Raw genomic sequence first — 24,845 nt, forward strand, 5'->3', positions numbered from 1 at the left:
CGGCGTCCTCACCCGTCGCGGCGGGCGATCACCCGGTACGCGTTGGAGAACCGGGTCCGCCGCGCCAGCGGGTTGAGCAGCTGGTCGAGCCCGTACACCGCGATCAGCACCGGCAGGAACGTCCACACCAGCGCGGACCGGAGGGCCCGTGCGGCGCGGCCCGGGCGGCGCGCCAGCCAGGGCGCGTCGTCGCGCGGCAGCAGCCGGTCGAACAGGAACCAGGTGGCGCACACCAGGTCGGCGGGAATGTGGGCGTCGCGCCGCTCGGCCACCTCGATGGTGAAGCCGAGCTCGCGCAGCCGTCGGCACAGGTTGCCCATCGGGACCATGTTCAGGTGCTGGGGCTGGAACCAGGGCAGCCAGAGCCGGCCGAGCAGCCGCCCCGACAGCGACTCGGGGTCGGGGACCTCGATCAGCAGATGGCCGCCGGGCGCCAGCGCCTTGTGGGCGGCGGCGAGTTCGCGGTGCGGGTCGGGGGTGTGCTCCAGGTAGTGGAACATGCTGACGGCGTCGTAGCGGCCCGCCATCTCGTCGGCGAGGTCCACGAACAGCCCCCGGTACGCCTCCTGGACCCGGCCCTCCTTCGCCGCGAGCTCGACGCCCTCGCCCATGTCGAGGCCGTCGAAGGCGGTATCCGGCAGCACCTCCTTGGCCGTGGCGCAGAAGTGGCCCAGCGAGGTGCCGACGTCCAGCCACCGGCCGGGGTGGGCGACCCGGCGCAGGGCCCGGGCGCTGCGCCGGAAGCGCTTCTTGCTGCCGTTGCCCTCGAACATCTTGGCGGTCGTCTCCGCGCCGAGGCCGTCGTAGAAGTCCCGGTAGTAGAAGTCCAGGCCCTCCTGGCTCAGCCGCGGGTTCTGGAAGATGTGGCCGCAGCCCCGGCACTGGTCGAGGACGAACTCGCCCGGCTTGCCCTGGATGAGGTCCGTGGTGCGGAACGCGCGGCGCAGGTCCGAGCCCAGGCACCAGGGGCAGTCGGTGCGTGCCGGCAGGAAGAAGCGGCCCGTGCCACGGGCCAGTTCGTCCTGGTACGACAGGCGGAGCTGGGCGATCCGTTCACTGTCGGGCATGTGCGTCCCTCTCTGTGGGGGCTCGGTCGGTTGGGCTGTGGGGGCTCTGTCGGGGTGGTCCCGCGACGGCGGCGGCGAGCTTTTCCAGGTGCGTGGCGGCGGCCGACTCGCCGCCGGCGGCGCGGAAGGCGTCCCGGACTCGGCGGGCCGCCTCCCGGTAGCCCGGCCCGGTCACCACCGCGTCCAGTGCCGCGCCGATCTGCTCGCGCCCCGCCCGCGCGAACTTCACCCTCACCCCGGCCCCGGCGCCGACCACTTGGGACGCCACGACCGGCTGGTCGTCCCGGATCGGGGCGACCACCAGCGGCACCCCGTGCCACAGCGCCTCGGTGACGGTGTTGTGCCCCGCGTGGCAGACGACCGCCGACATCCGCTCCAGGAGGGCGACTTGTGGCAGCTCGGCCCTGACCAGCACGTCGGGCCCGGGCGGCACCTCCCCGAGCAGCCCGCCGGGGTCGCAGACCACGGCCCGCAGCCGCCCGGTGCGGGCGCGGACCGCCGCGACGCTCTCGGCGAGGAAGCGGCCGCCCGCGTCGGTGTTGGCCGTGCCCAGCGTGATCAGGACCGCCGCCGTCCCCGGCGCCAGGTCCAGCCACTGCCAGGGGAAGTCCCCGGACGCGGAACGCCGGGCGGCCAGCGCCGGTCCGACGAAGCGCAGGTCCGTCTCCGGAGTGGTGTACGGGCCGGTCAGCTCGGGGGTGGTGAAGGCGAGGGTGAGCAGCGGGGAGAAGCGCGGGTCATGCGTGGCGGCCGGGTCTCCGATGCGCTGTCTCAGCTCCCGGAGCAGCCCGTTGAGCCAGCTGTGCACGCCCGGCATTCCGGCCATGCTGTCGGTGAGCTCGGCCGAGGTGGTCGACGAGGTCGCGAAGGGCACGCCGAGCCGCTCCGCGACCAGGGCGCCCGCCACGGTCTGCTGGTCGGCCACCACCACGTCCGGCCGGAAGTCGGTGATCGCCGCCGCCGCCCCGGGCGCCATCGCCTCGGCGAGCGGGCCGAGGAAGTCGGCCCACAGGAACTTCAGAGCCGCCACTCCGCGCAGCTGCGGCGGCCGTCCCGCGAGGTGGTCGGGCCCGGCGCACCCGTACACCCGGGGCCGCTCCCCCACCAGCCGTTCGACGATCGCGGGCCGCCCCGCCCACGCCACCTCGTGGCCGCGCGCGGTCAGCTCGGCGGCGACGGCGGCCGCCGGGTTGATGTGCCCGGTCAGCGGCGGCACCACGAACAGGAAGCGGCTCACCGGACCGGCCCCGGTCCACTGGGCTCGGGCGCGGCTCCGGCGTGCTCGCGGACCCAGTCCAGGGCGAGCCGCCCGACCGCGTCGGAGGCCTCGACCAGGACCGAGTGCTTCTGCCCCGGCACCACCGCGACCCGGCAGTGCGGCAGCAGCGACCGCAGCCGGGCGGACTCGGCCGCCACCAGCCCCTCCTGCCCGTTGACCAGCAGCACCGGGCAGCGCACCCCGCCGAGCTGTTCGTCGGTGAGCACCCGTCCGGTGGGCATGTCCTCGGCGATGGTGGTGGAGCGTACGAGCCGGGCGGCGGCCCGGCCGAGGCGGCGGATGTGCGCGTCGTGGCGGGCGTCGCCGGTCCGGGTCGAGGAGAGCGTCCCGTACTGCTCGGTGAACCACACCAGCGCCTCGTCGTCCCCCATGTCCCCGGCGTGGCGCAGGGCGGACGTCATCGTGTGCGACCAGGCCCGGCTGGCGGGCCCCGACTCGACCACGGTGACGGTGGCGACGCGATCGGGCCGGTGGACGACGAAGTCGAGGGCGACCGTGCCGCCGAAGGAGTTGCCGACGAGGTGGACGGGGTCGGCGATGCCCAGTTCGTCGAGGAGTGCGTCGAGATCGGCGGTGAAGTGCTCCAGGGCGTAGCCGCTGGGCGGGCGTTCGCTGCGGCCGTGTCCCCGCAGGTCGTACATGACGGCGTCGAACCCGGCCTCGGCGAACTTGGGGCCGAGGGTGAAGTAGTAGCTGGCGAGGCTGTCGATGAAGGCGCCGTGGACGAACACCACGGTGGCGTAGGGCTGCCGGTGGGGCGGGCGCAGCCGCTGGACGTGCAGGCCGAGACCGTTCGCGCGGATCATGACCATGGAGCGGCTCCCGCTTCCGGGGCCGTGCCGAGGCTGTGCAGGACATGGTCGACGAGCCGTCCCACGGAGAGCGCGATGACCTCGTCGATCTCCAGAGAGGCCACGAACTCGGCGAAGTTGACCTGTTCGCCGTACCGCTCCTGGAGGTGTCCGGACAGCATGACGAGGTCGATGCTCTCCAGCTCCAGATCGTCGCCGAACAGGGTCTCGGGGCGGATGTCGGCGGGGTCGGGGGCGTACTCCCCGAGCACCTCCACGATCAGCCCGGCGATCTCGGCCAGGACCTGCTCCTCGTCGGGCGGGGCGAGCGGGACGGGGGCGGGCGGCCGTTCGCTGGTGGTCACTGGGTGTTCTCCTTGAGGGTCGTCGCAGACGTGGTCCAGGCCACGACATGGGTGGGGTCGACGAGCGTGCAGTGGACGTGGTGGCGGCGGCCGCCAACGGTGACGGCGAGGGAGTCGGGGGCCGCCTCGGTCACCTCGAAGGCGTGCGGCCGCCCCGCGAATCCGGTGCCCTCCGCCTTGGCGGCGGCCTCCTTGGCCGTCCAGAACCGGGTGAACCAGAGGGCCTCGGACTCACCGGATCCGGCCACGAGCCGGGCCAGAAGGGCGAGTTCGCGGTGGCCGAGGGCGACGCGATGGGTCTCGGGGGTGCGGTCCGCGATCTCTTCGACGTCGATCCCGACGCCGTTCGGGTACGGGCCGGGGCGCGCGGGGCGTACGAGAGCGACGGCCAGATCGCCCCGGTGGGCGAGGGACAGGTCGAGCGCCGGGAGCGAGCGGCCGTGCATCCCCACGGCGCGGGGCCGCCCCGACTCCTCGTTCACGATCTCGATCTCGGCCGGGAACACCGCGCCCTCGCCCCGCTCCCACAGCCACCGCCGCACCGCGTCCTTGGCGGCGATCCGGCCGAGCAGCCACTGCCGCCGCCCGCGCGGCGGCTTCGTCTCGTACGCCTCCCGCTCGGCCCGGCCCAGTTGCATGCGCATCAGCAGGTCGCGGGAGGCGGGGTCCGGCCACACGTCCCGCAGCAGGCACCAGCCGCCGGGCCGTGCCTCGGCGAGGGCGAGGTGTTCCGGGTAGCCGCCGGACCTGCGCGCGTCGAGCCCGGAGAACCGGCGGTCGCGCCAGCCGGAGAGCTCCGCCCACACCGTTCCGTCGGGCAGGGTGAGCCGGACGTCGGCGAGGAGGGTGTCCTCGGTGAGCGAGGTGATGACGGCGTGGCAGTCGACGGGGGTGCCGGTGGGCGGGGGCGGCCCGTGGAAGCGGGCCCGCTCCAGGGCGACGGGGAAGATCACGGTCCGGGTGGGGTGGGTGGACATCAGCCAGTAGCCGAGGAGTTGGCCCACGTTGTCGAGGAGCCCGCCCGGCGCGGACGGCGTGGTGATCGTGCCCCGGACGTGGCCGGGCCCGATCCCGCGCAGCGCGCTGACGCCCTGGAAGGCGGGCCCGTGGAACATCCACCGGTCCTCGTACAGCTGGGCCGCCGCGATGCCGGGCGGGCGCTCGTCGGCCGCGTCCAGGGGCGGGGTGGGCGGCGTGGCCGGGTAGCCGGGGGCGAGGTGGACGGTCGCGCGGGCGTACGGCCCGAACGCCAGGGCCCACCGGCCGGCGCCCAGCGGCCGGGCCGTGATCGTCACGTCCACGGCCGGGATGGCGTTGACCCACTTCTCCAGCCGCACGTCCGCCACGGCGACGGCCCGCTGCCCGGGCGCGGCCCGCTCGGCGGCGGCCATCAGGTGGTGCAGGACGGTGGTGGCGGGGACGACGGGATGCCGGTCTGCGGGCTCGGGCCAGCCGGGCCGCTGCGGGAAGAAGCAGTGGTCGAGGAGGTAGGGCATGGCGGCGGTGGAGACGCGCAGCCGCGTGCGGTGTTCGTGCTCGCCGGGCGGGGGTGGGGCGGCCGTGTCGGGCGCGTCCGCCGCCTCCAGTACGGCCGCGACGCTGTCCGCCGTCTCCCGCAGCAGCGCGTCGAGCTCCGCGGCGACGGGGTGGCGCCGGGTGAGGGAGTCGCTCAACAGGCCTGCGGAGGTGGGTGTTTGGTGCGCCGATCCGTTACGGGGGCGCAGCTCGGCACGTAACTCGTCCAGGCGGTGGGGATCAAGAGGCACCAGCGCGGCCCCGAGGTCGAGCGGGACCGGCGCGGCGAAGGCGCGCGGCCCGTCCGGCCGGGTGGGCGAGAGCTCGTACCCCTCCGCCCACAGGCCCGTCTCCACCCGCAGCAGCTGCGCGAGGCCGCCGCGCCGGGGCGAGTTGGCGGAGAGCGTCAGGTGGTCGCGGGCCTTGAGGGTGTCGTCGATCAACGACGTCAGACGGCCCGTGCCCACCTGGACGAAGGCGCGGAAGCCCGCCGCGTACATGGCGTCGACGAGTGGCCGGAACCGTACCGGTTCCAGAAGGTGGCGGACGAACAGGGCGCGCACCTCGTCGGGGTCGGCCGGGAACGGGCCCGCCGTGGTGCCGGACCAGACCGGGACCCGCTGCGGGAGGATCTCCGCCGCGTCCACACCCCGCCTCATGGGGCCCAGATACGGGGCGAGCATCGGTGTGTGGAAGCCGGAGCGGAACGGGAGCACCTGGCAGATCACGCGCTCGGCCCGGAGCTTCGCCGCGAACTCCTCGACCGGTTGTTCCGGGCCGCACACCATCGACTGGCTGGGCGAGTTGTCGTGCGAGAGGACGAGATCCGGCCAGTCGGTGAGGGCCTCGCCGACCCGGTCCGCCGGGGCTCCGATCGCCGCGAACGCCAGGCCCGGCACCCGCAGTGAGTCGGGATCGAAGGAGGCGAAGAAGTCGTCGGCCTTGCCGGCCGCGAACATGCCGCCCGCGATCATCGCCGTCCACTCCCCGACGCTGTGTCCGGCGACCCCGTCGGGCTGGACGCCGAGTGCGCGCAGGGCGTGATCGAGGACCCGGCCGACGCGGAGCACGCCGAGCCCGTGCCGGGCGACGTCGGTCGCCTCGGTGTACGCACGGCCCGGCAGCCGCAGCCCGTAGTGTTCGGCCACCTCGTCCACGCGGGGGGCGAACTCGGCCTCCAGACCGGGGAAGACGAACGCCACCTTGCCTCCGCCCGCCGTCCCGAGCAGCGGACGCGGGGCGAACCACACGTCGCCGCGCCCGCGCCAGGGCCGGCCCTGGGCCACCGCGCGACGGGCGACCGCCAGCCGTTTCGCGGTCGGATCGACGATGCCGAGGCGGGCGGCGGCCGGCGTGCCCGGCTCGTGGGGGGAGGCCGCGCCCCGCTCCCGTACCGTCGCGTCGTCCGCGTCCAGGAGCCGTGCCAGGCCCTCGGCCGTGTCGGCGCTCAGGCGGAGCACCCGTTCCGGTTCGCGCACGGCCGCTCGGCTCGGGGCGGCCACGGCGCCCGGCGCCTGCTCAAGCACCACATGGGCGTTGATCCCACCGAAGCCGAACGCGTTGACGGCGGCCCGGCGCAGCGGACCCTCCCACGGACGGGCGACGGCCGTCGGGCGGAACCGGGTGCCGGCGAGGGCGGGGTGCGGATCGTCGCAGTGCAGGGTGGGCAGCAGCGTCGCGTGGTGCACGGCGAGAGCCGCCTTCACCAGTCCAGCGACGCCCGCCGCGGGCATGCAGTGACCGATCATCGACTTCACCGAGCCGATGACGGGCGCGGGCGCGCTGCCCTCTCCCGGCCCGAACACCTCGGCCAGCGTGGCCAGTTCGGCCGCGTCGCCCGCCGGGGTGCCGGTGCCGTGCGCCTCTAGGAGGCCGAGGGAGCCGGGGGCGCGCGGGTCGAGGCCCGCCGCTCGCCAGGCCTGCCGGACCGCTCGGGTCTGGCCACCCGGGTCGGGGTTCATCAGCCCGGCGGCGCGGCCGTCGCCCGCGACGCCGGTGCCCCGGATCACCGCGTACACCCGGTCGCCGTCACGTTCGGCGTCCGCGAGGCGCTTGAGGACGACGACGCCGGTGCCCTCGCCGATGAGGATGCCGTCGGCCGCCGCGTGGAAGGGGCGGCTGCGCTGGCTCGGCGAGAGGGCGCGCAACTGGGCGAAGACGCTCCACAGCGTGATGTCGTGGCAGTGGTGGACCGCGCCCGCGAGCATCAGGTCGCAGCGGCCCGAGGCCAGTTCGCCCACCGCCTGGTCGACCGCGATCAGCGAGGAGGCGCAGGCCGCGTCCACGGTGTACGCCGGGCCCCGCAGATCGAGCCGGTTGGCGATGCGGGACGCCGCCAGGTTGGGGACGAGCCCGATGGCCGACTCGGGGTGCTCGGGCCCCAGCGTCTCGGTGAAGGCGGCCCGTACCCGGTCGAGCTGGTCCGGGGCGAGGTGCGGCAGCAGCTCGCCCAGGGTGCGCGTCAACTGATGGGCGGTGCGCACCCGTTGGTCGAGGCGGGCGAGGCCCGGGTTGAGGTATCCGCCCCGGCCGAGGACCACCCCGATCCGGCCGCGCTCGGGCAGCCGCTCCTCACCGCCCGCGTCCGCGATCGCCCGGGCCGCGACCGAGAGCGCGATCAGCTGGTCGGGCTCGGTGCCCGCGACCGATCTCGGCATGATGCCGAAGCGGGCGGCGTCGACCTCGGCGAGGCCGTCCACGAAGCCGCCGCGCCGGCAGTAGATCCGGTCGGCGGCGCCGCCCGGATCGCCGGGCCGGTAGTAGACCGGGTCCCAGCGGTCCTCCGGCACCTCCCGTACGGCGTCCACCCCGTCGACGAGGTTGCGCCAGTACGCGTCCAGATCCTTGGCGCCGGGCAGCAGGACGGCCATGCCGACGATGGCGACGGGGACTTGAGGCTCCCCCACGGTGTGCCTGTCGTCGGTCATCTCACCAGCCCGATGCCGTGTAGACGACGGACGTGGCCGACTCGTCGCCCCAGGCCAGCTCGCGCAGCAGGGCGAGCGCCCCCTCCTCGCGGTCGATGAGGGCCACGCCGCGCCGGGCGTACTCGCGGGCGAGGTGCGGGGTGACCATCCCGCCGTGCACCGCGGACGGTGCCCACGGCCCCCAGTGCACGGTCAGCGCCCGCCGCCCGGTGCGCCGCGCCCACCGCTCGCCGAGGCCCGCGAGCGCGTCGTTGGCGGCGGCGTAGTCGCTCTGCCCCCGGTTGCCCAGTACGGCGGAGACGCTGCCGAACAGCACGGCGGTGCGGGGGCCGTGGGCCAGCTGGGAAGCGGCGTCGAGCAGCGCGCGGGCGCCGTCCACCTTCGTCGCGTACACCCGCCGGAACGACTCGGGGTCCTTCTCCTCGATGAGCCGGTCCTCGATCACGCCCGCCGCGTACACCACCATGTCGATGCGCCCGTGCTCGGCCTGGATCTCCTTGACGGCCTGGGCCACGGCCCCGGCGTCGCACATGTCGGCGACGCGGTACGCGGCCGGGCTGCCCAACTGCCCCAACCGGCCGAGGGTGTGGGCGACCTCGCGGCCCGAGAGGACGTTCCTGACCTCGCGCTCGATCGCGGCGGGGGCCAGGTCGCCCCGGGCGGCGAGCAGCGCCCGCAGCGCGGCCGCGTCGGGGGCGCCCGCGAGCTCCGGATCCTCGGGACCGGCGGGCAGCGGGGTCCTGCCGAGGAGTTCGATCCGGCAGCGGGAGGCCGCCGCGAGCGCCAGGGCGAAGTCGGCGGTGATCCCGCGCGCGCCTCCGGCGAGCACGACGACGCAGTCCCGGTCGAGCCCGAGCGCCGCCGCCTCGGCGGCCCCGTCCCCGGCGGGCCCCGCGCCGGTCCGGGCCAGGCCGCCGAGGCCGCGCTCCACCAGCGCGTACCCGTACCGCCCGGCGGCGGTGCGCGCGACGACCGGGGCACGGTCCTCGGCGTACAGCTCGCCCAGCAGGAACTCGGCCCGCCGCGCGGCCGTGGCCGCCGGGTCGAGGTCGACGACGCGGGCGGCGATGGAGTCGTACTCCCGCGCGATGGTCCGGAACAGCCCGTGCAGCCCGGCCCCCGCGTCCTCTCCGGCGCCGGGCGCGGTCCTGCCGCAGATCAGCCACCGGGGGGCGAGGCGCAGGGCGGCCCGGAAGACCTCGAACGCCCCGGGAAGCAGCGCTCCGCCGGCGTCGGACGCCGCTGCGGGGACCACGGCCCCCAGGTGGAAGACCCCGTCGAGGGGGCCGTCGGCCGGGTCGAGCCGGCGGTCGCTGTCGTACGCGACGACCTCGGCACCCCTGTCCGCCAGCCGGGCCGCCAGCTCCTCGGCGGTCGCACCGCCTCCGAGCAGGGCGAAACGCTTGCCGTGCAGGTCGGCGTCCGGCGGGGTGGGCGGCAGGTCGAGAGGTGTCTCCTCAAGGAGGAAGCGGCGCGGGGCGACGCCGTGGATCGGCTCGGGCTCGGCAGTCGCGGGCGCGGACTCGGGCACGGACTCGGGCATGCGCGTGGGCTCGGCCGGGTTCTCGTGCCCGGTGATCCACGCCGTGATCGCGGCGACCGTCCGGGCCCGGGAGAGCCCTTCCATCTCCGCGTCGTCGAACGTGCGGGTCCCCGCGAGGTGGCGGGCCAGCTCGCCGACGATCTCGGTGCGCTTGATGGAGTCGATGCTCAGGTCGGCTTCGAGGTCCAGATCGGGCTCGATCATGTCGGCCGGGTATCCGGTGCGTTCACTGATGACGGTGAGCACGGCCTGCTCGATGTCGACCACGACCGGACCTGGCGTCCCCTGGACCACGGCCGGGGGCACGGCCTGCGGAGCGGCGACGTCCGTACGAGGTGGGACCGGTGGCGGGGGTACGGCGGCGCCGGTCGCCCCCAAGTGCGTGAGCAGGACGTCCCGTTGGGCCGCGACCAGCTCGCGCGTCGTACGCAGGAAATCCGCGATGAGGTCATGCTGGGTGGGCTGGGCGTGCCGGTCATGTCGGGAGTCGCTGTCGCGCGTCACCGTGCTCGTCTCCAGACTGACCCGTCGGGCCGGTTTCAGGGCTCCGGGCAGCAGGTCGCCGGAGCGGGTGCGGACCAGTTGGCCGTCCACGGTCCAGCCGGGCGGCTCCGGCCGCGCCGTCACCGCGCCCCGGCCCTGGAGGAGCCGCCCGGCGAGGACCGGCACCCCCGCGACCGCGAGCCGCGCCAGCGACTCCAGCAGACCGCGCAGCCCGGCGCCGGGGCGGGGCTCGCAGGCGACCGCCAGATGCGGCCGGTCGCCCAGGATCTGGCCGACGAGGCCGGTGAGCACCGTGCCCGGGCCCGCCTCGACGAAGATCCGCGCCCCGGCCGCGTACATCGCCTCGACCTGCTCCGCGAAGCGGACCGGGGACCCGATCTGCGCGGCCAGTTCGGCGCGTATGCCATCGGGCCGGGCCGGATAGGCGGCGGCCGTCCGGTTCGCCCACACCGGAAACTCCGGCGCCCTGACCGTGTGCCGGGCCAGGACCGGGGCGAACCGTTCGCCCGCGCCCGCGACCAGCGGGCTGTGGAAGGCGCAGGCGACCGGGATGCGCCGTACGGTGTGCCCCGCGCCCCGGAGGTGATCCATCGCCTCGTCCACCAGGGCGGTGGGACCGGAGACGATGGTCTGCCGGGGGCCGTTGCGGTTGGCGGCGACGACCCGGCCGCCCAGCCCCGCCCCGGCGAGGACACGTTCCACGTCGGCGGGGGCGGCCGTGACCGCCGCCATGGTGCCGGGGTCGTCCCCGAGCGAGTCCAGGATGGACTCGGCCCGCCGGGCGCTCAGGTCGAGCAGCGCGTCCGGGGCCAGGGCTCCGGCGGCCGCCAACGCCACCAGCTCCCCGTAGGAGTGCCCGCCCGCCATGTCGGGGCGTACGCCTGCCCACTCCAGAATGTGATGAGTCGTCAGGCCCACTATCCCCAGGGCGGGTTGAGCCATCCGCGTGTCCTTGAGCGCGTCCTGCTGACGGCCGGCGGCGCCCGGGTCGAAGGACTGCGGCGGATAGAGCGCGGAGGCGTACGCCCCGCCCTGCCGCGCCAGGTGCGCGGCCTCGGGGAACGCCACGAGCAGCTCGGCGAGCATGCCGGGCCGCTGGCTGCCCTGACCGGGGAAGAGGAAGGCGACCTTGGGGTCGGGTCCGAGGGCACTGTCCCCGGGCCCGAGGGGATTGCCCCCGGACCCGAGGGGATTGTCCCCGGGCCTGTCCGTCGCGGACCCGCCCGCCCCGAACCCGAGGGGATTGTCCCCGAACCCGCCCGTCGCGGACCCGCCCGCCCCGAACCCGCCCGTCGCGGGCCCGTCCACCCCGCACCCGTCCGTCACATACACCCCCCGCTCCTGCTCCCCGTCCGCCGCCTTCCGCAGCAACCCGCGCAGCTCACCCACGCTCTCCGCGACGACCGCGATCCGTACCGGCCCCGGGCGGGTCTCGGCGCGCCGGGCCGCCACCAGCGCCGCATCCCGCAGCCGCAGGCCCGCACCCACCACGTCCGGCTCGCCCGACACACCCGACTCACCCAGCTCGCCCAGCAGCCACTCCGCCTCCCGTGCGGCCGCCGCAGTATCCGCGCCCCGGAACAGGAACAGCTCCGCCGGCCACGCCTCGTAGCCCTGGGCGGGTGGCGCGTCCGCGTCGTGCGCGGCGAGCACCGCGTGGAAGTTGGTGCCGCCGAAGCCGAACGCGCTGACCCCGGCGAGCCGTTCGCCCGCCGGGGCCGCCCACGGCCGGGCCTCGGCGTGGAAGGCGAAGGGGCTGGTCGCGGGGGACCAGGCCGCGTTCGGCTCCTGGAGGTGGAGGGTGGGCGGGGTGATCCCGGTGTGCAGGGCCATCGCCGCCTTGATCAGGCCCGCCAGGCCCGCCGCGCACTTGGTGTGGCCCAGCTGGGACTTGACCGAGCCGAGGGCACATCCGCCGGGGGCCGCGCCCGCCTCGGTGAACACGGCGGTCAGGGTGGCCAGTTCGGTGCGATCGCCGACCACGGTCCCGGTGCCGTGCGCCTCGACCAGGCCGACCCGCGCGGGCGACACCCCGGCCGCCCGGTACGCCCGCTCCAGCGCGGCCCGCTGGCCCTCGGGCCGGGGCGCGGTGAGCCCGAGGGAGCGGCCGTCGCTGGCACTGCCGATGCCCTTGACCACGGCGTACACGCGGTCGCCGTCCCGTTCGGCGTCGGCCAGCCGCTTCAGCGCGACGCAGGCCACGCCCTCGCCGAGCACGGTGCCGTCGGCACAGGCGTCGAACGTACGGGAGCGGCCGGTCGGGGACAGGGCGCGCACCGACGAGAACAGCAGGTAGTCGTTGATGCCGTTGTGCAGGTCGGCGCCGCCGCAGAGCACCATTTCGCTGGTGCCGGAGCCCAGTTCCTTGCAGGCCACGTCGAGCGCGGCGAGCGAGGAGGCGCACGCCGCGTCGACGGTGTAGTTGGCGCCGCCGAGGTCGAGGCGGTTGGCGATCCGGCCCGCGATGACGTTGGCGAGCATGCCGGGGAAGGAGTCCTCGGTGAGCTTCGGCAACTGCTCCTCGACGGCGGGCGGTATCTCCCCCAGGTAGGCGGGCAGAACCGTGCGCAGGGTGGTCGCGCCGGACAGGTCGCTGCCGGACTCCGCCCCGAAGACCACGGACGTACGGGAGCGGTCGAAGGGCCGGTCGCCGTACCCGGCGTCCTCCAGCGCCCGCCGGGCCGCTTCGAGGGCGAGCAGCTGTACGGGTTCGATGCTGCCGAGCGAGGCGGGCGGGATGCCGTACGCGAACGGGTCGAAGGGGACCGGCGGCAGAAAGCCTCCCCACCGCGACGCGGTCGTCCCGGCGCGCTCGCCCGTGGCGTCGTGGTAGATCTCCGGGTCCCAGCGGTCGGCGGGGACTTCGGTGACCGCGTCGACACCGCCGACGACGTTCGCCCAGTACGTCGCCAGATCGGGAGCCTGCGGGAACATGCAGGCCATGCCCACGACAGCGATGTCGAGCGGCTGCGCGGCGGGCTCCTCGACGACGTCCTCGGCCGCGCCCCACGCCTCGCCCAACTCCGCCGCGCGCCGCTCGGCGAAGGCGGCGGCGCCCCGGCTCACGGCGTCGTGCAGCGCGCCGACGGTCGTGGCCGCCGAGCGCAGCACGGCCACCTCCCCGGCCATGAACATCCCGGCGTCGAGCTGGCGTTGCTCGGAGACGGGCCGCAGTTCGGCACCCTCCCGCTCCACCCCCTTGCTGGCGATCCGCAGCCGCCCGATGTTCAGCCGCTCCAGCTCCTCCCAGGCCTGGCGGTCGGGGGTGCCGTCGGCGTGCAGGCGCGCGCGGGCGGCCGCGTAGTCGGCGGTGTACGGGCTGGCGACGCAGCGGGTGGCGTGGCCGGGGGCGCTCTCCAGGAGCGCGGTGGCCCCGGCGGCGATGACCTGGCGCTGGAAGACCGGCTGGATCGCGCCGCACTCGACCGCCTCGGCGGTGAAGAGGTACGCGGTGCCCATGAGGACGCCGACCGCGACCCCGCGTGCGGCGAGCGGGGCGGTGAGTGCGGCGGCCATGGCCGAGGAGCGCTCGTCGTGGATGCCGCCCGCGAGCAGCACCTGGAAGTCGCCCGCGGTGCCGGGCGCGTGGGCCACGTACTCCTCGATGACCGCCAGCTGCGCCTCCCAGAGCGGAAAGCTGTTGCGCGGTCCGACATGTCCGCCGCATTCGGCGCCTTCGAAGACAAATCTACGCATGCCCATGTCAATGAACTGCTGGAGCAGCGTGGCCGACGGCACGTGCAGGAACGTCTTGATGCCCACCGCCTCAAGGTCGGCCGCCTGGGAAGGGCGGCCGCCGGCGATGATCGCGTGCGTGGGCCGGACCGCGCGTACGGCCGCCAGCTGCTCCGCCCTGATCCGGCTGTCGGTGAAGCCGAGGATGCCGACACCCCAGGGCCGTTCGCCCAGTTCGTCGCGGGTACGTTCGAGCAGGGCGCGGCTCTGTTCGCCGTCGGAGAGGGCGAGCGCCAGCATCGGCAGCGCCCCTTCGCGCGCCACGGCCGCAGCGAAGCCCGCCCGGTCGCTGACCCGGGTCATCGGCCCCTGCACGACCGGCAGTCGGGTGCCGAGCGCCTCCGCCATCGGGGAGCCCGCCGCCAGGGTCCGCGCCACGGCCGGATCACCCACGGCCGCCAGAACGGCCTCGCGCACGCCACGTACGGCACCGGCCACGGTCCCCCATCGCTCGGCGAAGCGGGCGGCGAGGAAGCCGTCCTGGCCGACGGGGAGTTCAAGGCCCGTACGGGCGTTGCGCAGCGCCCGGACGCCGTCGACGACGCTCGTCCCGGACCCGTCCGTCGCGCGCAGCGCGGCCGCCGCCTCGTCGGTGATCCCGGACTCCGCGAGGAGGGCCAGCTGGGCGTCGAGGACGACCCCGGCCGCGCCGCCGACCACGGCCGCCGCCGCCGTACGCGGGCCGATGCCCCCGCAGGCCCACACGGGCAGGTCGTACGCCGGGTCGGCGAGCAGCGCCTGGAGGAGGACGAAGGTGCTCAGCTCGCCGCCGCGGCCGCCGCACTCGCTGCCGCGCGCCACGAGCCCGTACGCGCCGTCGGCCGCGGCCCGGCGCGCCTCCTCCAGGCCCGCGACCTCCGCCAACACCCTGCACTCGGCGGCCAGTTGACTGATCTTCCAGTCGGCGTCGGCGGCGAGCAGCACCACGGACGGGAGGGTTCCGCCGCACTCCTCGGCGACCTCCTCGGGGGTCAGCGCACAGGACGGCCCGACCCGGACGGCGAACGCGTCCGCCGTCCAGCGCCGTACACGCGCGAGCGCCTCTCTCGTACGGCGGTCGCCCGCCCCGAGATCCAGCACTCCGAGTCCGCCCGCCCGGCGGACCGCGGCGACCGGACGCGGGTCGGGCAGGCCTAACGGGCTCAATCCGATGACAAGTTCAGGGTTCGGCGCTACGGGCGTCATGAACACTCCGAATCAGACCGATGGAGCTGCGAGGGGGGTGACGGCAGCGGTGAGCTCCGGGAGCCCTGGGGCGGCGGGCCCGCCGGACGGCCGGGGGGCGGACCGTCCGGCGACGCCGGGCCGCCGGTGGAGCTCGTACCACTGCCGGGACGTGCGCTGATGCGGGGACGTGCGCTGATGCGGGAAGGTGCGCCGGCACGGGGACGTGCGCTGGTGCCGGAACTCGTGCCACTGCCGGGACGTGCGGGGACGCGGGGGCGTGCGGGGTCGCGAGGTCGCGCGGTGGCCGACCTTACCCATCAGGGGGAGCGGCTGCCAGGGCGCCTCGCGCCCCGCCGCACCCCACCGCGCCGTCCCCGGTCGTCCCGGTTTTCCCATGGACTCCTCACCTTCCCTGACGTTCCGTCATATCTGACAGCCCGTCATATTGCAATCGCTTCTGAGCCGCCGGAGGCGGTACGGGATCATCGTGCGAGGTCGAGCCGCACGTGGCCGAATCCGCCCCCGCTTCCGGAATCCTGTTTTCCCTTACTATTCCCCTGCGGTTCTGCCGCGGGTCCATTGCGGGCCCGTCACGGGCCCGTTCCCGTTTCCGTTTCCGGCTCCGTTCCGGAATTTGTCACGCAGGTGACTATGTGTGCGGTGGAGACAAAAAAGGGTGCGACCGCACTCACCACGGTGACAAGAAACAGGAATGACCGCGACCTTGGACACCCTTGCATATCCCGCGCCTTGACCGTCCCCCTACTCGCAAGTAGTTTACGCATCCGAAACGCGGAACTCTCCGCCCTTCACCTCAAGTGTTCGCGCCAGTTCCGCACTGTCCGTACACCACACAAGAGGTACTCAATGGGAGATCGGCAAAGAAAGTCCGGGACGAGATCCGCCCTGGCCCTCACCGCCGCGGGCGGTGTCGTCGCGGGGCTTCTCGGCTTCGCGGGTGCCGGGGCCGCGCAGGCCGCACCGGCGAAACTCGTCCAGCAGTACGACTGCGTGTTCCCGCTGATCGGCAATGATCCGATCGAGGCCATCGTCACGGCCGAGATACCGACCGAGATCGAAGCGGGAACGCCGTCCCCCGCATTCGCGGTCAACACGGCCACCAAGGTCAGTTCACGGGCGGCGCAGGGCCTCGGCCTCGTCGGCGGCAAGACGCTGGAGGGCAAGGCGACGGCGAACGTCACCGTATACACGCCGGACGGCCCGCTCTCCGGAATCGGCGTCGAGAACACGGTCGACAAGACCAACATCCCGAGTCCGCCGGCCGACTTCACGGTCAACGCCAAGGGCAACGCACCCTCGCTCACCTTCAATACGGCGGGCGACGCGCGTATCGAGGTGAACGGGATCGGGCTGCACGACATGATCGTGCGCGATGCCAACGGCAAGCCGATCCAGCTGGTCACGGGCAAGGACACGTTCGACGCGCCGTGCACGCTGAAGTCCACGGACAAGGTCCTGGCGAGCTTCAAGGTCGTGCCGAAGAACCCCACGGACCCTACGAACCCAACCAACCCCACGAACCCCACGAACCCGACTGACCCAACCAACCCAACGAATCCCACCAACCCTACGGACCCGACCAACCCCACCAATCCAACGAACCCCACCAACCCGACCGACCCCACCAACCCCACCGCACCCTCCGGTTCCACCGCGCAGCAGAACCTGAGCACCCAGGTGAAGGCCGCGGCCGGCACGCTCTCCATGAGCCAGCCCGGTGACAACGTGGCCCTCTCCGCCGTGAACCAGGGCGTGGGCGGCGTCTCCAGCGGCAATCTGCAGACCGTCACCGTCAAGGACGGCCGCAACGGCGCCACCGGCTGGTCACTGACCGGCAAGGTCACCGACTTCACCGGTACGGCCGGGGCGATCGCCGCGGACAAGCTCAGCTGGAAGCCCGCATGCGTGACGGCTCCCGGCTCCAAGAGCAACTGCGTGGCAGGGACCGAGGGTCCCGTCGGAACCGTCGGCGCCACCCTGGCCGGGGCGCCCGACGCGGCCGCCACCGGCGGTCAGTTCAGCGTCGACGGCGCGCTCTCCCTCGCCATCCCCGCGACGGCCGCCGCGGGCGACTACAAGGCCGTGCTCACACTCACTCTGACGTGAGTCGCGGCTCCCCCGGGCCGGTCGCAGCCAGCGACCGGCCCGCTTCCGTCCCCAGGGCCGCCCCGCCCGCAGGCCCCGGCCCCACGAACCTCCGGCCCCACGAGCCGGCAACCCCACGAACTTCCGGCCCCACGAGCCGGCAACCCCACGAACTTCCGGCCCCACGAGGGGGAATCCGTATGAGCACGCGCAGCACTTCGCGGCGGTCGGCGCCGCTCCTCGCCGTACTCGGGCTGCTCGCGGCGTTCACCGCGCTGCCCACGCTCCAGGCGCCCTCCGCGCAGGCCGCCGACAACGGCCGCTGGTCGGTCTTCCCGGTGCACCAGGGCGCGTCGAACACGCCGACCCGGGCGTACTTCCGGATGACCGCCGACCGGGGCGCGACCGTGCGCGACAAGGTGACCGTCAAGAACCTCGACGCCCGGACGACGACCTTCCAGTTGTACGGAACGGACGGCTACAACACTCCGCGCGACGGCGGTTTCGCCGTACGCGACAAGGCCGAGCGGATGACGGACATCGGGGCCTGGACGCGTCTGGACCGTACGGAGGTGACCGTTCCGGGCGGCGGCGAAGTCACCGTTCCGTTCACGCTCACCGTGCCCAAGGACGCCGAGCCGGGCGACCACCCGGGGGCGATCGTCGCCCTCGACACGCATCTGGGCCGCGCCGACGGCAACGGGGTCGCGGTCCAGCAGGCCGTCGGGGCCCGCGTCTATCTCAAGGTGAGCGGCGCCCGCGTGCAGGGGCTCCGCATCGACGACGTGCGGTTCCGCTACACCGCGCCCCTCGTGCCGGGTGCGCGACGCGCCGCGAGCATCTCGTACGTGCTGGTCAACAGCGGCAACGTGATGCTCTCGCCGCAGGTGACCCTGCGGGCGAAGGGGGTGTTCGGCCACACCGCCTTCGAGCCCCCGGGGCGGCGGCTGCCCGCCGAACTGCTGCCGGGCCAGCGCGTCGAGGTGACCCAGAAGTGGGTCGGGCCGCCGCTCGTGGACTGGGGGAACGTCGAGGTGACGGCCAGCGACACGGCGGGTGACCTGGTCGAGAGTGCCGAGGTCGGCTACGCCACGGTGAACTGGACGGTCGTCGCCCTCGCGGGAGTCGTGGTCGCCGGTGTCGTGGTGTGGCTGGTGCTGCGCCACCGCCGTGCGGCGGGCCGGACCGGGTGACTTCGGCCGTACGCGTACGGCTCATGCGGTCCTGTCGCCTTATGCGGTGCCGTCGTCTTATGGGGTGCCGTCGTCTTATGGGGTGCCGTCGTCGTCCTCGCCCCGGATGCGGCGCGGCACGTAGTGGAAGGCGGCGATGCCCGCCGCGCCGAGTACTCCGGCGCCGGTGAGCAGCCGGCCCGCGGCGGCGCCGGTACCCGCGAGGCTGCCGCCGCCGGAGCCGAGGCCGTTGACGTGGGTGACGAGGTCGGCGCCGACGGAAGCGCCGGCCGAGGTGTCGCCGGTCGTCCCTGGCGGCGGGGCGGACGAGCCGGGTCCGGCGGTTCCGGTGGGGCCTTGCGTGCCGCCGGGGCCGGTCGGGCTCGGGCCGGTGGGGGACGGCCCGGTCGGGGACGGTCCCGTCGGGCCCGGCCCGGCCGTCGCGGAGCCCGTCGGGGAGGGGCCGGTGGGAGTCGTGGTCTCGTACGTCTGCGACAGCCGGGCCTGGACGGCGGCCGCGCTGCCCACCCCGTACGAGAGGAGCGTGCCGCCCGCCAGCGCGAGGGCCGCCGAACCGCCGAGCACGCATTTCACCCTGGTCCTGCTTTGAGGAACTCCCATACTCCAAGGAAAGTAGTGAAGTCGGGGAGGCCGGTCAACGGCCATTTCAGGACCGCCCCCAGCCCGTCCGAATCACGTCCCTACGATACGGAGAACACGCACGGGCCAACGAAAAAAGACCGTCCGATTCATCAATCGCTGCCAATTCGCAATTCTCGGGGTGTGCCGTACCGGATTTTATCTTGACCCTCACCTTACCGCTCAGTAGTTTCCGATCCGAAACACGGTCGCTTCACCCGCTTCACCATCGCGAGAGGCAGCTCATGGGAATTCAGAGAAAGCGGACCAAGGGGGCACTGTCCACCCTGGCCGTGACCGCCGCCATCGGCGTGGTCGCCACCACGGTGTCGGTCACCGCCGCCGGCACGGCAGCGGCGGTACCGGCGAAACTGGTGCAGGACTACTCCTGCGTCTTCCCTCTGATCAACGCCGACCCGATCAAGATCACCATCACGGCCGACATCCCGTCCGAGATCCAGAAGGGCCAGGCGACCCCGGCCTTCGAAATCGACGCGAACACGTTGGTGAGCTCCCGGGCCGCGCAGGGCCTGGGCCTGGTCGGCGCCAGGACCCTGGAGGGCAAGGCGACGGCCGACATCACGGTCAACACCCCGTCCGGTCCGCTCTCCGGGATCAAGGTCGAGAACGACGTGGCCAAGGGCAACATCCCCAGCCCGCCCGCCGACTTCAGCGTCGTCGCCACGGGCCACGCGCCCTCGCTGACCTTCGACCAGACCGGTGACGGCAGCATCGACGTCAACAACATCTCCCTGCACGACATGATCGCGCGGGACGCCAACGGCAAGCCGGTTCAACTCGTCACGGGCAAGGACACGTTCGACGCCGCGTGCACCCTGACCTCGACGGACAAGACCCTGCACCGCTTCAAGGTCGTGGACAACCCGACGAACCCGACCGACCCTACGAACCCCACGAACCCGACCGACCCTACGAACCCCACGAACCCCACGAACCCCACGAGTCCAACCAACCCGACGAACCCCACCAACCCCACGGACCCAACCAACCCAACGAACCCGACCAACCCAACCGACCCAACGAACCCCACCAGCCCAACCAACCCGACCAACCCCACCAACCCCACCCCGCCCATCCACCTGAGCTACGGCCTCACCGGAAGCTCGGTCATCAAGGCGGCGAACGGGACCGCCGCGTTGGCCGGGGGCATCGAGGCCGACTTCGACCTCGCCTCGGGCACATACAACGCCGATCTGACGCTGAACCCGACCTCGGGCAAGTTCTCGATCCTCGGCTTCCTCCCCGCGACCGCGAAGATCGAGTTCCAGCAGGCGGGCCGGACGAACGGCACGCTCAACACTGCCGGTGACCTGACCACCAAGTCGAGCATGTACGTGAAGCTCCCCGAGATAGCCGTCTTCGGCATCCCGCTGGGCGGCGGCGCGGACTGCAAGAGCGGCACCCCGGCCGACGTCAACCTCACCTCGGACGGCCGGTTCGACCCGCTCAGCGGCGGCAAGCTCAAGGGCACGTACACCTTGCCGCCCCTGAAGAGCTGCGGCGCGTTCAACGACATCCTCAGCGCCTTCACCTCGGGCCCGGGCAACACGATCAACATGACGCTCGCCAAGAAGGGGTGACCCCGTCCCCTTCCGCCGAGCCCACCGAGCCCGTCGATCGGGCCGCCAGACCGGCCTCCGCGCCCCGGGCGTCGGGGGCCGGTCGTCCGCTGCCATCGGCCGGACGCCGCCACGGCCCGGCCACGCGCTCCCCCGCCGCCACCAGGAACCCGGTCGGCAGGAACACCAGGTCGGCCACGATCATCGAGAGCGAGAAGTACGGCAGCCCGAGCAGCAGCCCGATGCCGATGTGCTCGGCGAACAGCAGCGCCAGCAAGACGTTCTTGACCCGCCGGTCGAGCAGGCTGAACGGGAAGGCGACCTGGACGAGCACCGTCCCGTACGTCAGCGCCAGGACGGTCAGCGCGTGCGAGGAGAGGGCGTGCGAGAGCGCGGGGTACGGTTCCAGCCAGTCGAGGCCGGCCGACCAGTACACGGCGGTGCCGTCCTGCCAGGGCGCGCCCTGGATCTTGTACCAGCCGGCCGACCCGTACAGCAGGCACAGCTGGATCATCATCATCGCCACCGCGCCGTTGTGCAGCAGATGGCCGATCAGCTCCAGGGTGCGGCGTACGCCCGGACGGCCGCGCACCCCGCGCCACACCGCCTGGCCCGCCCAGCAGCCCCACAGCAGCAGCGCCCAACCGCCGGTGAGCCGCGCGAGCAGCGTCGCCCAGGTGAGGACGAGGCCGCAGAGCGACCACAGCGCGACGCCGGTGCGGTCACCCGCCTCCGGTGCTCGCCCGCGCCGCCGCGCGTCCAGCGACCACACCTGGGCGCACCGGGTGAAGACGAGGTAGACCGCGGTGATGCGGAAGATGGTGTCGCCCGCGTTGAGCACGTTCTCGTTGCGGTGGTCCAGAGACAGCACGCTGATCAGGAAGAGCAGTGAGGCCGTGCGGGTGCGCCAGCCGACCAGGAGCGCCACCGCGACGGCCACCGAGAGCACGTAGAAGATCTCGAACCACAGCGCGCCGCCGGACCAGCGCAGCACGCTGAACGCGTGGCTCCGGTCGAGCGAGTGCTCCGCCAGCCGCCAGCTCCACGGGGCGTCGGGCCCCCATATCCTCTCGCGCCGCCAGAACTCGTGGACGAGGAGCAGAAGCCACACCCCGGCCATGCCGATCCGTACGGCCGCGGTCTGGTGAGCCCACACGCGTGCGTCGCACGCCCGCCCGAGCACCCGTCCGAGCACCCGGTCGAGCGCCCCGCCGAGCGCCCCGCCGGGCATCGACGTCGACTCGGCTCTCCCACGGGCTGGTTGTGGCTTCATGACGTACGCCCCTGAGCGAAGTCGTCGGTGCCCACCGGCCACCAGGGATACGTGCGCACCACCGGCGCGGTGCGGGTGGCGCCCGCCTTCCAGGGCGGCGGCGGGACCGTGGTGTCGGTCGAGCGGAACTGGATCCGTTCGATGCGCGCGCCCCGTGGTGTGGCGGGCATCCGGGACAGGGCAAGACGCTTGAGGTACTGCTCGCTGTCGAGTCCTGCCGGGCCGACCGGCCGCTGTTCGGCGTCGTGCGAGGCGAGCATGTGCGTCCAGGCGTTGGCGAGTTGCTGGCGGATCCGGCTCGGCAGCGGGTTGCCGCGCAGCTCCGCGAGGTCCTGCGCGGTCAGGTCCCGCCAGGGGCCGGTCCGGGTCGTGCCGTCCGCATCGCGCAGTTCGACGCGGGCGCCGACCGCCGTCATGGTCCGGGTGATGTCGGGCGCGAAGAGCTGCCAGCTCTGCGTGAACTCGGGCGCCATATAGGAGTTGACCGTGTCGCCGATGGCGTCGGTGGCCGCGTTGCGCGGGGCCAGGTGCAGGAAGGTCGCGCCGGTGTGGACGAGCAGGCCCACGGCCACGGCGGCCGCGGCGACGACGACGGCCAGCCGCTGACCCGACGTCAGCTCCCGCAGACTATCGCGGCGGTCGTAACGGTCGTGGCAGCCTTGGCGGTCGTCGCAGTCGTGGCGGTCGTTGCAGTCGTGGCGGTCGTTGCTGTCTTCGCCGCCCGGTTCAGGATCCATCGCGCGCCCCCTGCCCGCCCCCGGCCGCCGTGACGGCCTGGGCGCAGTCCGGGTTGTCGTCGAAGGCCTTCCGCAGCTTCGGATCCGCCCGCAGGTCGTCGGCGGGGCCCTTGTACGCGCTCACCGCCTTCAGCGACGAACCCGCCGCGTCCAGCGCCGACTTCAGCGACTTCTGGTCGGTGACCTCGGCCCGGGAGAGCGTGGCGACCGCTTGGCCCACCGACGTACGGGCCCGGTCCAGATGGGCCAGGGCCGTGCCGAAGGCGGCCGCACCGCCGTCAACCGGTGGCGCCCCGTCCTTCTGCATGTCCGCCCGCAGCGCTCCGAGCCGCTCGGAGAGCGCGGTGAGGAAGGTGACCATCTGGCCCTTGGCCCGTACCGGCTGCTTCTGGTCGACCGTGGGCACCGCGAGTCCGGTCCCGCTCTCCGTCAGGTGCGCGCAGACTCCGCCCGCCCAGTCCACCTCCGGCGGCGGCTGCGCCGAGGAGCCGCACGCGGCGGACGGCAGGGCCACGGCGGCGAGCAGCGCGAGGCGCCCCACGGCCCGGTTCGTCTGTCGAGGAAACACGGCTCTCACTCCTTGCCCTGGTCGGTGCTGGTGCCGGGGGCGCGCTGGAAGGTGTCGAGGGCGGCGATCCGCCAGGAACCGTCCTGGCGGACCGCGTCGACCGCGAACATCGCGGCGGCGACGGTGGTGCCGCCGCCCGCGCCGGTACGGGTGCTGCTCTGGTCGGCGAAGACCAGGACGCGGGCGCGGTCCCCGTCGACGACCTCGACGCCGCTGTCGGTGACGGTGGTGGTCAGCACGAGCTTCTGCCGCGGCCCCTGTTCGCGGACCGGCCCCATCAGCGCCCGGTACTGCGCGACGGCCGCGCCGGTGAGCCGGCTCGCCGCAGCCGCCTCGGTCCTGGCCGGGTCGGTGTGGTCGTACGAGAAGATCCCCTGCACGGCCTCGTCGACGACACCCTTGACCTCGCTGGTACGGGCGGTGTCGGCCAGTGCGGTGTTGTGCCCGGCGGTGTCCTTCCGCGCGTGCCCGCCCTCGACGTACGCGAGGACGGAGAACGCGGCGAGCAGCACGGTCAGCGCGGCGAGCACCAGCGGCCAGGGCGCGATGTGGCTCCTGCCCGGGCGGGGTGCGGCCTCGGGCTTTCGGCGGGCGGCCGGCCGGGCGGTGGGCGGCCGGACGGTGGGCGGGCGCGCCGCGGCCAGGCGGCGCTGCCGGTTGACGAGGTGGCGCGTGGTCGACATCGGGCCTCCGGGTCAGCTGCCGCTGGGGGTGGGCGTACCGGCGGGCGGAAGGGCGGACGGGGCGGCGGACGGGGCGGCCGCGTCGCCGACCGGTGCCTGGCCCAGTCGGCTGAGCTTCCAGCCCGCCGGGGTGCGGGTCAGTTCGCCGATCATCCGGCTGTCCTTGGTGTTGCTCTTGTGGTCGGCCGCCACGACGGTGATCCGGAGCGCGACCATCACGCGTGCCCGGCCCGCCCGTTCGTCGAGTTCGGTGACCGCGCCGGAGAGCACCTTGGCGGTGGTGGTGGTCCCGGCGCTGTCGACCTGCTGCTCGAACTGCTTCCTGCTGTCCTTGAGTTCCTTGAGCAGATCGCCGGTGGCCGACTCCTCCCACAGGTCGAGACCGTGGGTCAGGTCGCCGTGGTCGAGGGTGTTCATGTTCTGCACGCCCTGCTCGCCCGCCTGCAGCACCTCGTCCCTGGTACGGGCGAACGCGGCCCGCTCGTCGTGCGCGACCGCGTACCAGGAACCGCCCGTCCAGACGGCGAACGCGCAGGCCAGCGCGGCCGCAAGGCCGGTCGCCGCCGTTCGCGACGGCCTTCTGCGCCCCGCCGGTCTCATCCGTGCCATGGCACCTCCCCACTCGCCCTAGCGGGCCTTGATCGCTGTGATCCGCCAGTGGCCGCCGTCGCGTCCGGCGGAGACCGAGAGCTGCGCGGCCACCGTGGTCGCCGTGCCGCCGCGCCGCACACTGGTCTGGTCGAGGAAGAGCAGCAGCTCCGCGCGGGTGGCCGCGAGCCGGGTGACTCCGGCGCGGGCGACCCTCGTGCTGAGCGTCAACTCCTGCTCTCTCACTCGCAGTTGGACCTGCGCGAAGAGGGCGTCGTACTCCTTCGCGGCCTGCCCCCGCAGCAGCGCGTGGGCCTCGTCGCGGGTGCGGGTCAGGGTCTGCGGGCCGTAGCTGAACACGCGGCTCACCGCCGTGCCCACCTCGTCCAGCACCTCGTCGGTCGCCGCGCGGTCGGTGAGCGCGCGGTTGGCGGCGGCCGGGGAGTGCTTCGCCTGCCCGGCCAGCAGCAGGAGAAGGCCGCTCGACGCCAGCAGGGCCGCGATGAGCAGCGGCAGCAGGAAGCGGCGCAGGCGTGTGTGGACGGAGGATTTCCCGGCGGCGCCGGCCGTGGTGGCCCTCTCCTCGGTCGTGGTCATCGTCTGGTC

The 24,845-nt window shown here is 73.8% G+C and carries 16 protein-coding genes; 3 read left to right on the forward strand and 13 right to left on the reverse strand.

Annotated elements, in window-relative coordinates; genetic code table 11:
* Nucleotides 1-8: 8 nt before the first annotated feature.
* From AB0G17_RS24730 to AB0G17_RS24755, 6 genes are read right to left on the reverse strand one after another with little or no spacing between them, the layout of a single operon-like run.
* Complete coding sequence (locus AB0G17_RS24730) at nt 9-1,067, reverse strand: class I SAM-dependent methyltransferase (protein ID WP_361386750.1); 1,059 nt, start codon at nt 1,065-1,067, stop codon at nt 9-11.
* Entirely contained in the window at nt 1,054-2,304 is a 1,251-nt protein-coding gene (locus tag AB0G17_RS24735) for a glycosyltransferase (RefSeq protein ID WP_361386753.1), read from the reverse strand. Before AB0G17_RS24735 ends, AB0G17_RS24730 begins: the two co-directional genes overlap by 14 nt.
* On the reverse strand, nt 2,301-3,158 hold the full coding sequence (locus AB0G17_RS24740; RefSeq protein WP_361386756.1) for an alpha/beta hydrolase: 858 nt from the start codon (nt 3,156-3,158) through the stop codon (nt 2,301-2,303). The genes AB0G17_RS24735 and AB0G17_RS24740 overlap by 4 nt, the downstream gene beginning before the upstream one ends.
* Complete coding sequence (locus AB0G17_RS24745; RefSeq protein WP_361386759.1) at nt 3,149-3,502, reverse strand: phosphopantetheine-binding protein; 354 nt, start codon at nt 3,500-3,502, stop codon at nt 3,149-3,151. Before AB0G17_RS24745 ends, AB0G17_RS24740 begins: the two co-directional genes overlap by 10 nt.
* Nucleotides 3,499-7,944 (reverse strand): beta-ketoacyl synthase N-terminal-like domain-containing protein, encoded by a 4,446-nt coding sequence (locus tag AB0G17_RS24750; protein WP_361386762.1) that lies wholly within the window; start codon nt 7,942-7,944, stop codon nt 3,499-3,501. The genes AB0G17_RS24745 and AB0G17_RS24750 overlap by 4 nt, the downstream gene beginning before the upstream one ends.
* A gap of 1 nt (nt 7,945) precedes the next feature.
* The gene (locus AB0G17_RS24755) at nt 7,946-14,911 is read right to left on the reverse strand and encodes an SDR family oxidoreductase (RefSeq protein ID WP_361386765.1); all 6,966 of its coding nucleotides are present in this window, start codon (nt 14,909-14,911) and stop codon (nt 7,946-7,948) included.
* An 849-nt stretch (nt 14,912-15,760) separates the two neighbouring features.
* On the opposite strand from AB0G17_RS24755, the gene AB0G17_RS24760 reads away from it, so the two are divergent.
* Entirely contained in the window at nt 15,761-17,020 is a 1,260-nt protein-coding gene (locus AB0G17_RS24760) for a DUF6801 domain-containing protein (protein ID WP_361386768.1), read from the forward strand.
* 179 nt (nt 17,021-17,199) lie between these two features.
* The gene (locus tag AB0G17_RS24765) at nt 17,200-18,192 is read left to right on the forward strand and encodes a DUF916 domain-containing protein (RefSeq protein WP_361386771.1); all 993 of its coding nucleotides are present in this window, start codon (nt 17,200-17,202) and stop codon (nt 18,190-18,192) included.
* Between the two features lie 75 nt (nt 18,193-18,267).
* On the opposite strand, the gene AB0G17_RS24770 is transcribed toward AB0G17_RS24765, so the two are convergent.
* On the reverse strand, nt 18,268-18,756 hold the full coding sequence (locus AB0G17_RS24770) for a hypothetical protein (protein WP_361386774.1): 489 nt from the start codon (nt 18,754-18,756) through the stop codon (nt 18,268-18,270).
* A gap of 299 nt (nt 18,757-19,055) precedes the next feature.
* Between AB0G17_RS24770 and AB0G17_RS24775 the strand changes: the two genes are divergently transcribed.
* Nucleotides 19,056-20,411, forward strand: a complete 1,356-nt coding sequence (locus AB0G17_RS24775; RefSeq protein ID WP_361386777.1) for a DUF6801 domain-containing protein — start codon at nt 19,056-19,058, stop codon at nt 20,409-20,411.
* On the opposite strand, the gene AB0G17_RS24780 is transcribed toward AB0G17_RS24775, so the two are convergent.
* Genes AB0G17_RS24780 through AB0G17_RS24805 form a run of 6 tightly spaced genes read right to left on the reverse strand, consistent with a single transcriptional unit; the run spans nt 20,383 to nt 24,836 of the window.
* On the reverse strand, nt 20,383-21,663 hold the full coding sequence (locus AB0G17_RS24780) for an HTTM domain-containing protein (RefSeq protein ID WP_361386780.1): 1,281 nt from the start codon (nt 21,661-21,663) through the stop codon (nt 20,383-20,385). The genes AB0G17_RS24775 and AB0G17_RS24780 overlap by 29 nt on opposite strands.
* Complete coding sequence (locus AB0G17_RS24785) at nt 21,660-22,400, reverse strand: DUF5819 family protein (protein ID WP_361386783.1); 741 nt, start codon at nt 22,398-22,400, stop codon at nt 21,660-21,662. Before AB0G17_RS24785 ends, AB0G17_RS24780 begins: the two co-directional genes overlap by 4 nt.
* On the reverse strand, nt 22,390-22,968 hold the full coding sequence (locus tag AB0G17_RS24790; protein ID WP_361386786.1) for a hypothetical protein: 579 nt from the start codon (nt 22,966-22,968) through the stop codon (nt 22,390-22,392). The genes AB0G17_RS24785 and AB0G17_RS24790 overlap by 11 nt, the downstream gene beginning before the upstream one ends.
* A gap of 5 nt (nt 22,969-22,973) precedes the next feature.
* Nucleotides 22,974-23,651, reverse strand: a complete 678-nt coding sequence (locus AB0G17_RS24795; protein WP_361386789.1) for a hypothetical protein — start codon at nt 23,649-23,651, stop codon at nt 22,974-22,976.
* Between the two features lie 12 nt (nt 23,652-23,663).
* Nucleotides 23,664-24,251, reverse strand: coding sequence for a hypothetical protein (locus AB0G17_RS24800; RefSeq protein WP_361386914.1), 588 nt, complete (start codon nt 24,249-24,251; stop codon nt 23,664-23,666).
* Nucleotides 24,252-24,278: 27 nt separating this feature from the next.
* Nucleotides 24,279-24,836 (reverse strand): hypothetical protein, encoded by a 558-nt coding sequence (locus AB0G17_RS24805; RefSeq protein WP_361386792.1) that lies wholly within the window; start codon nt 24,834-24,836, stop codon nt 24,279-24,281.
* Between the last annotated feature and the right edge of the window lie 9 nt (nt 24,837-24,845).

This window comes from Streptomyces sp. NPDC023838, assembly GCF_040639555.1.
GTDB lineage: Bacteria > Actinomycetota > Actinomycetes > Streptomycetales > Streptomycetaceae > Streptomyces.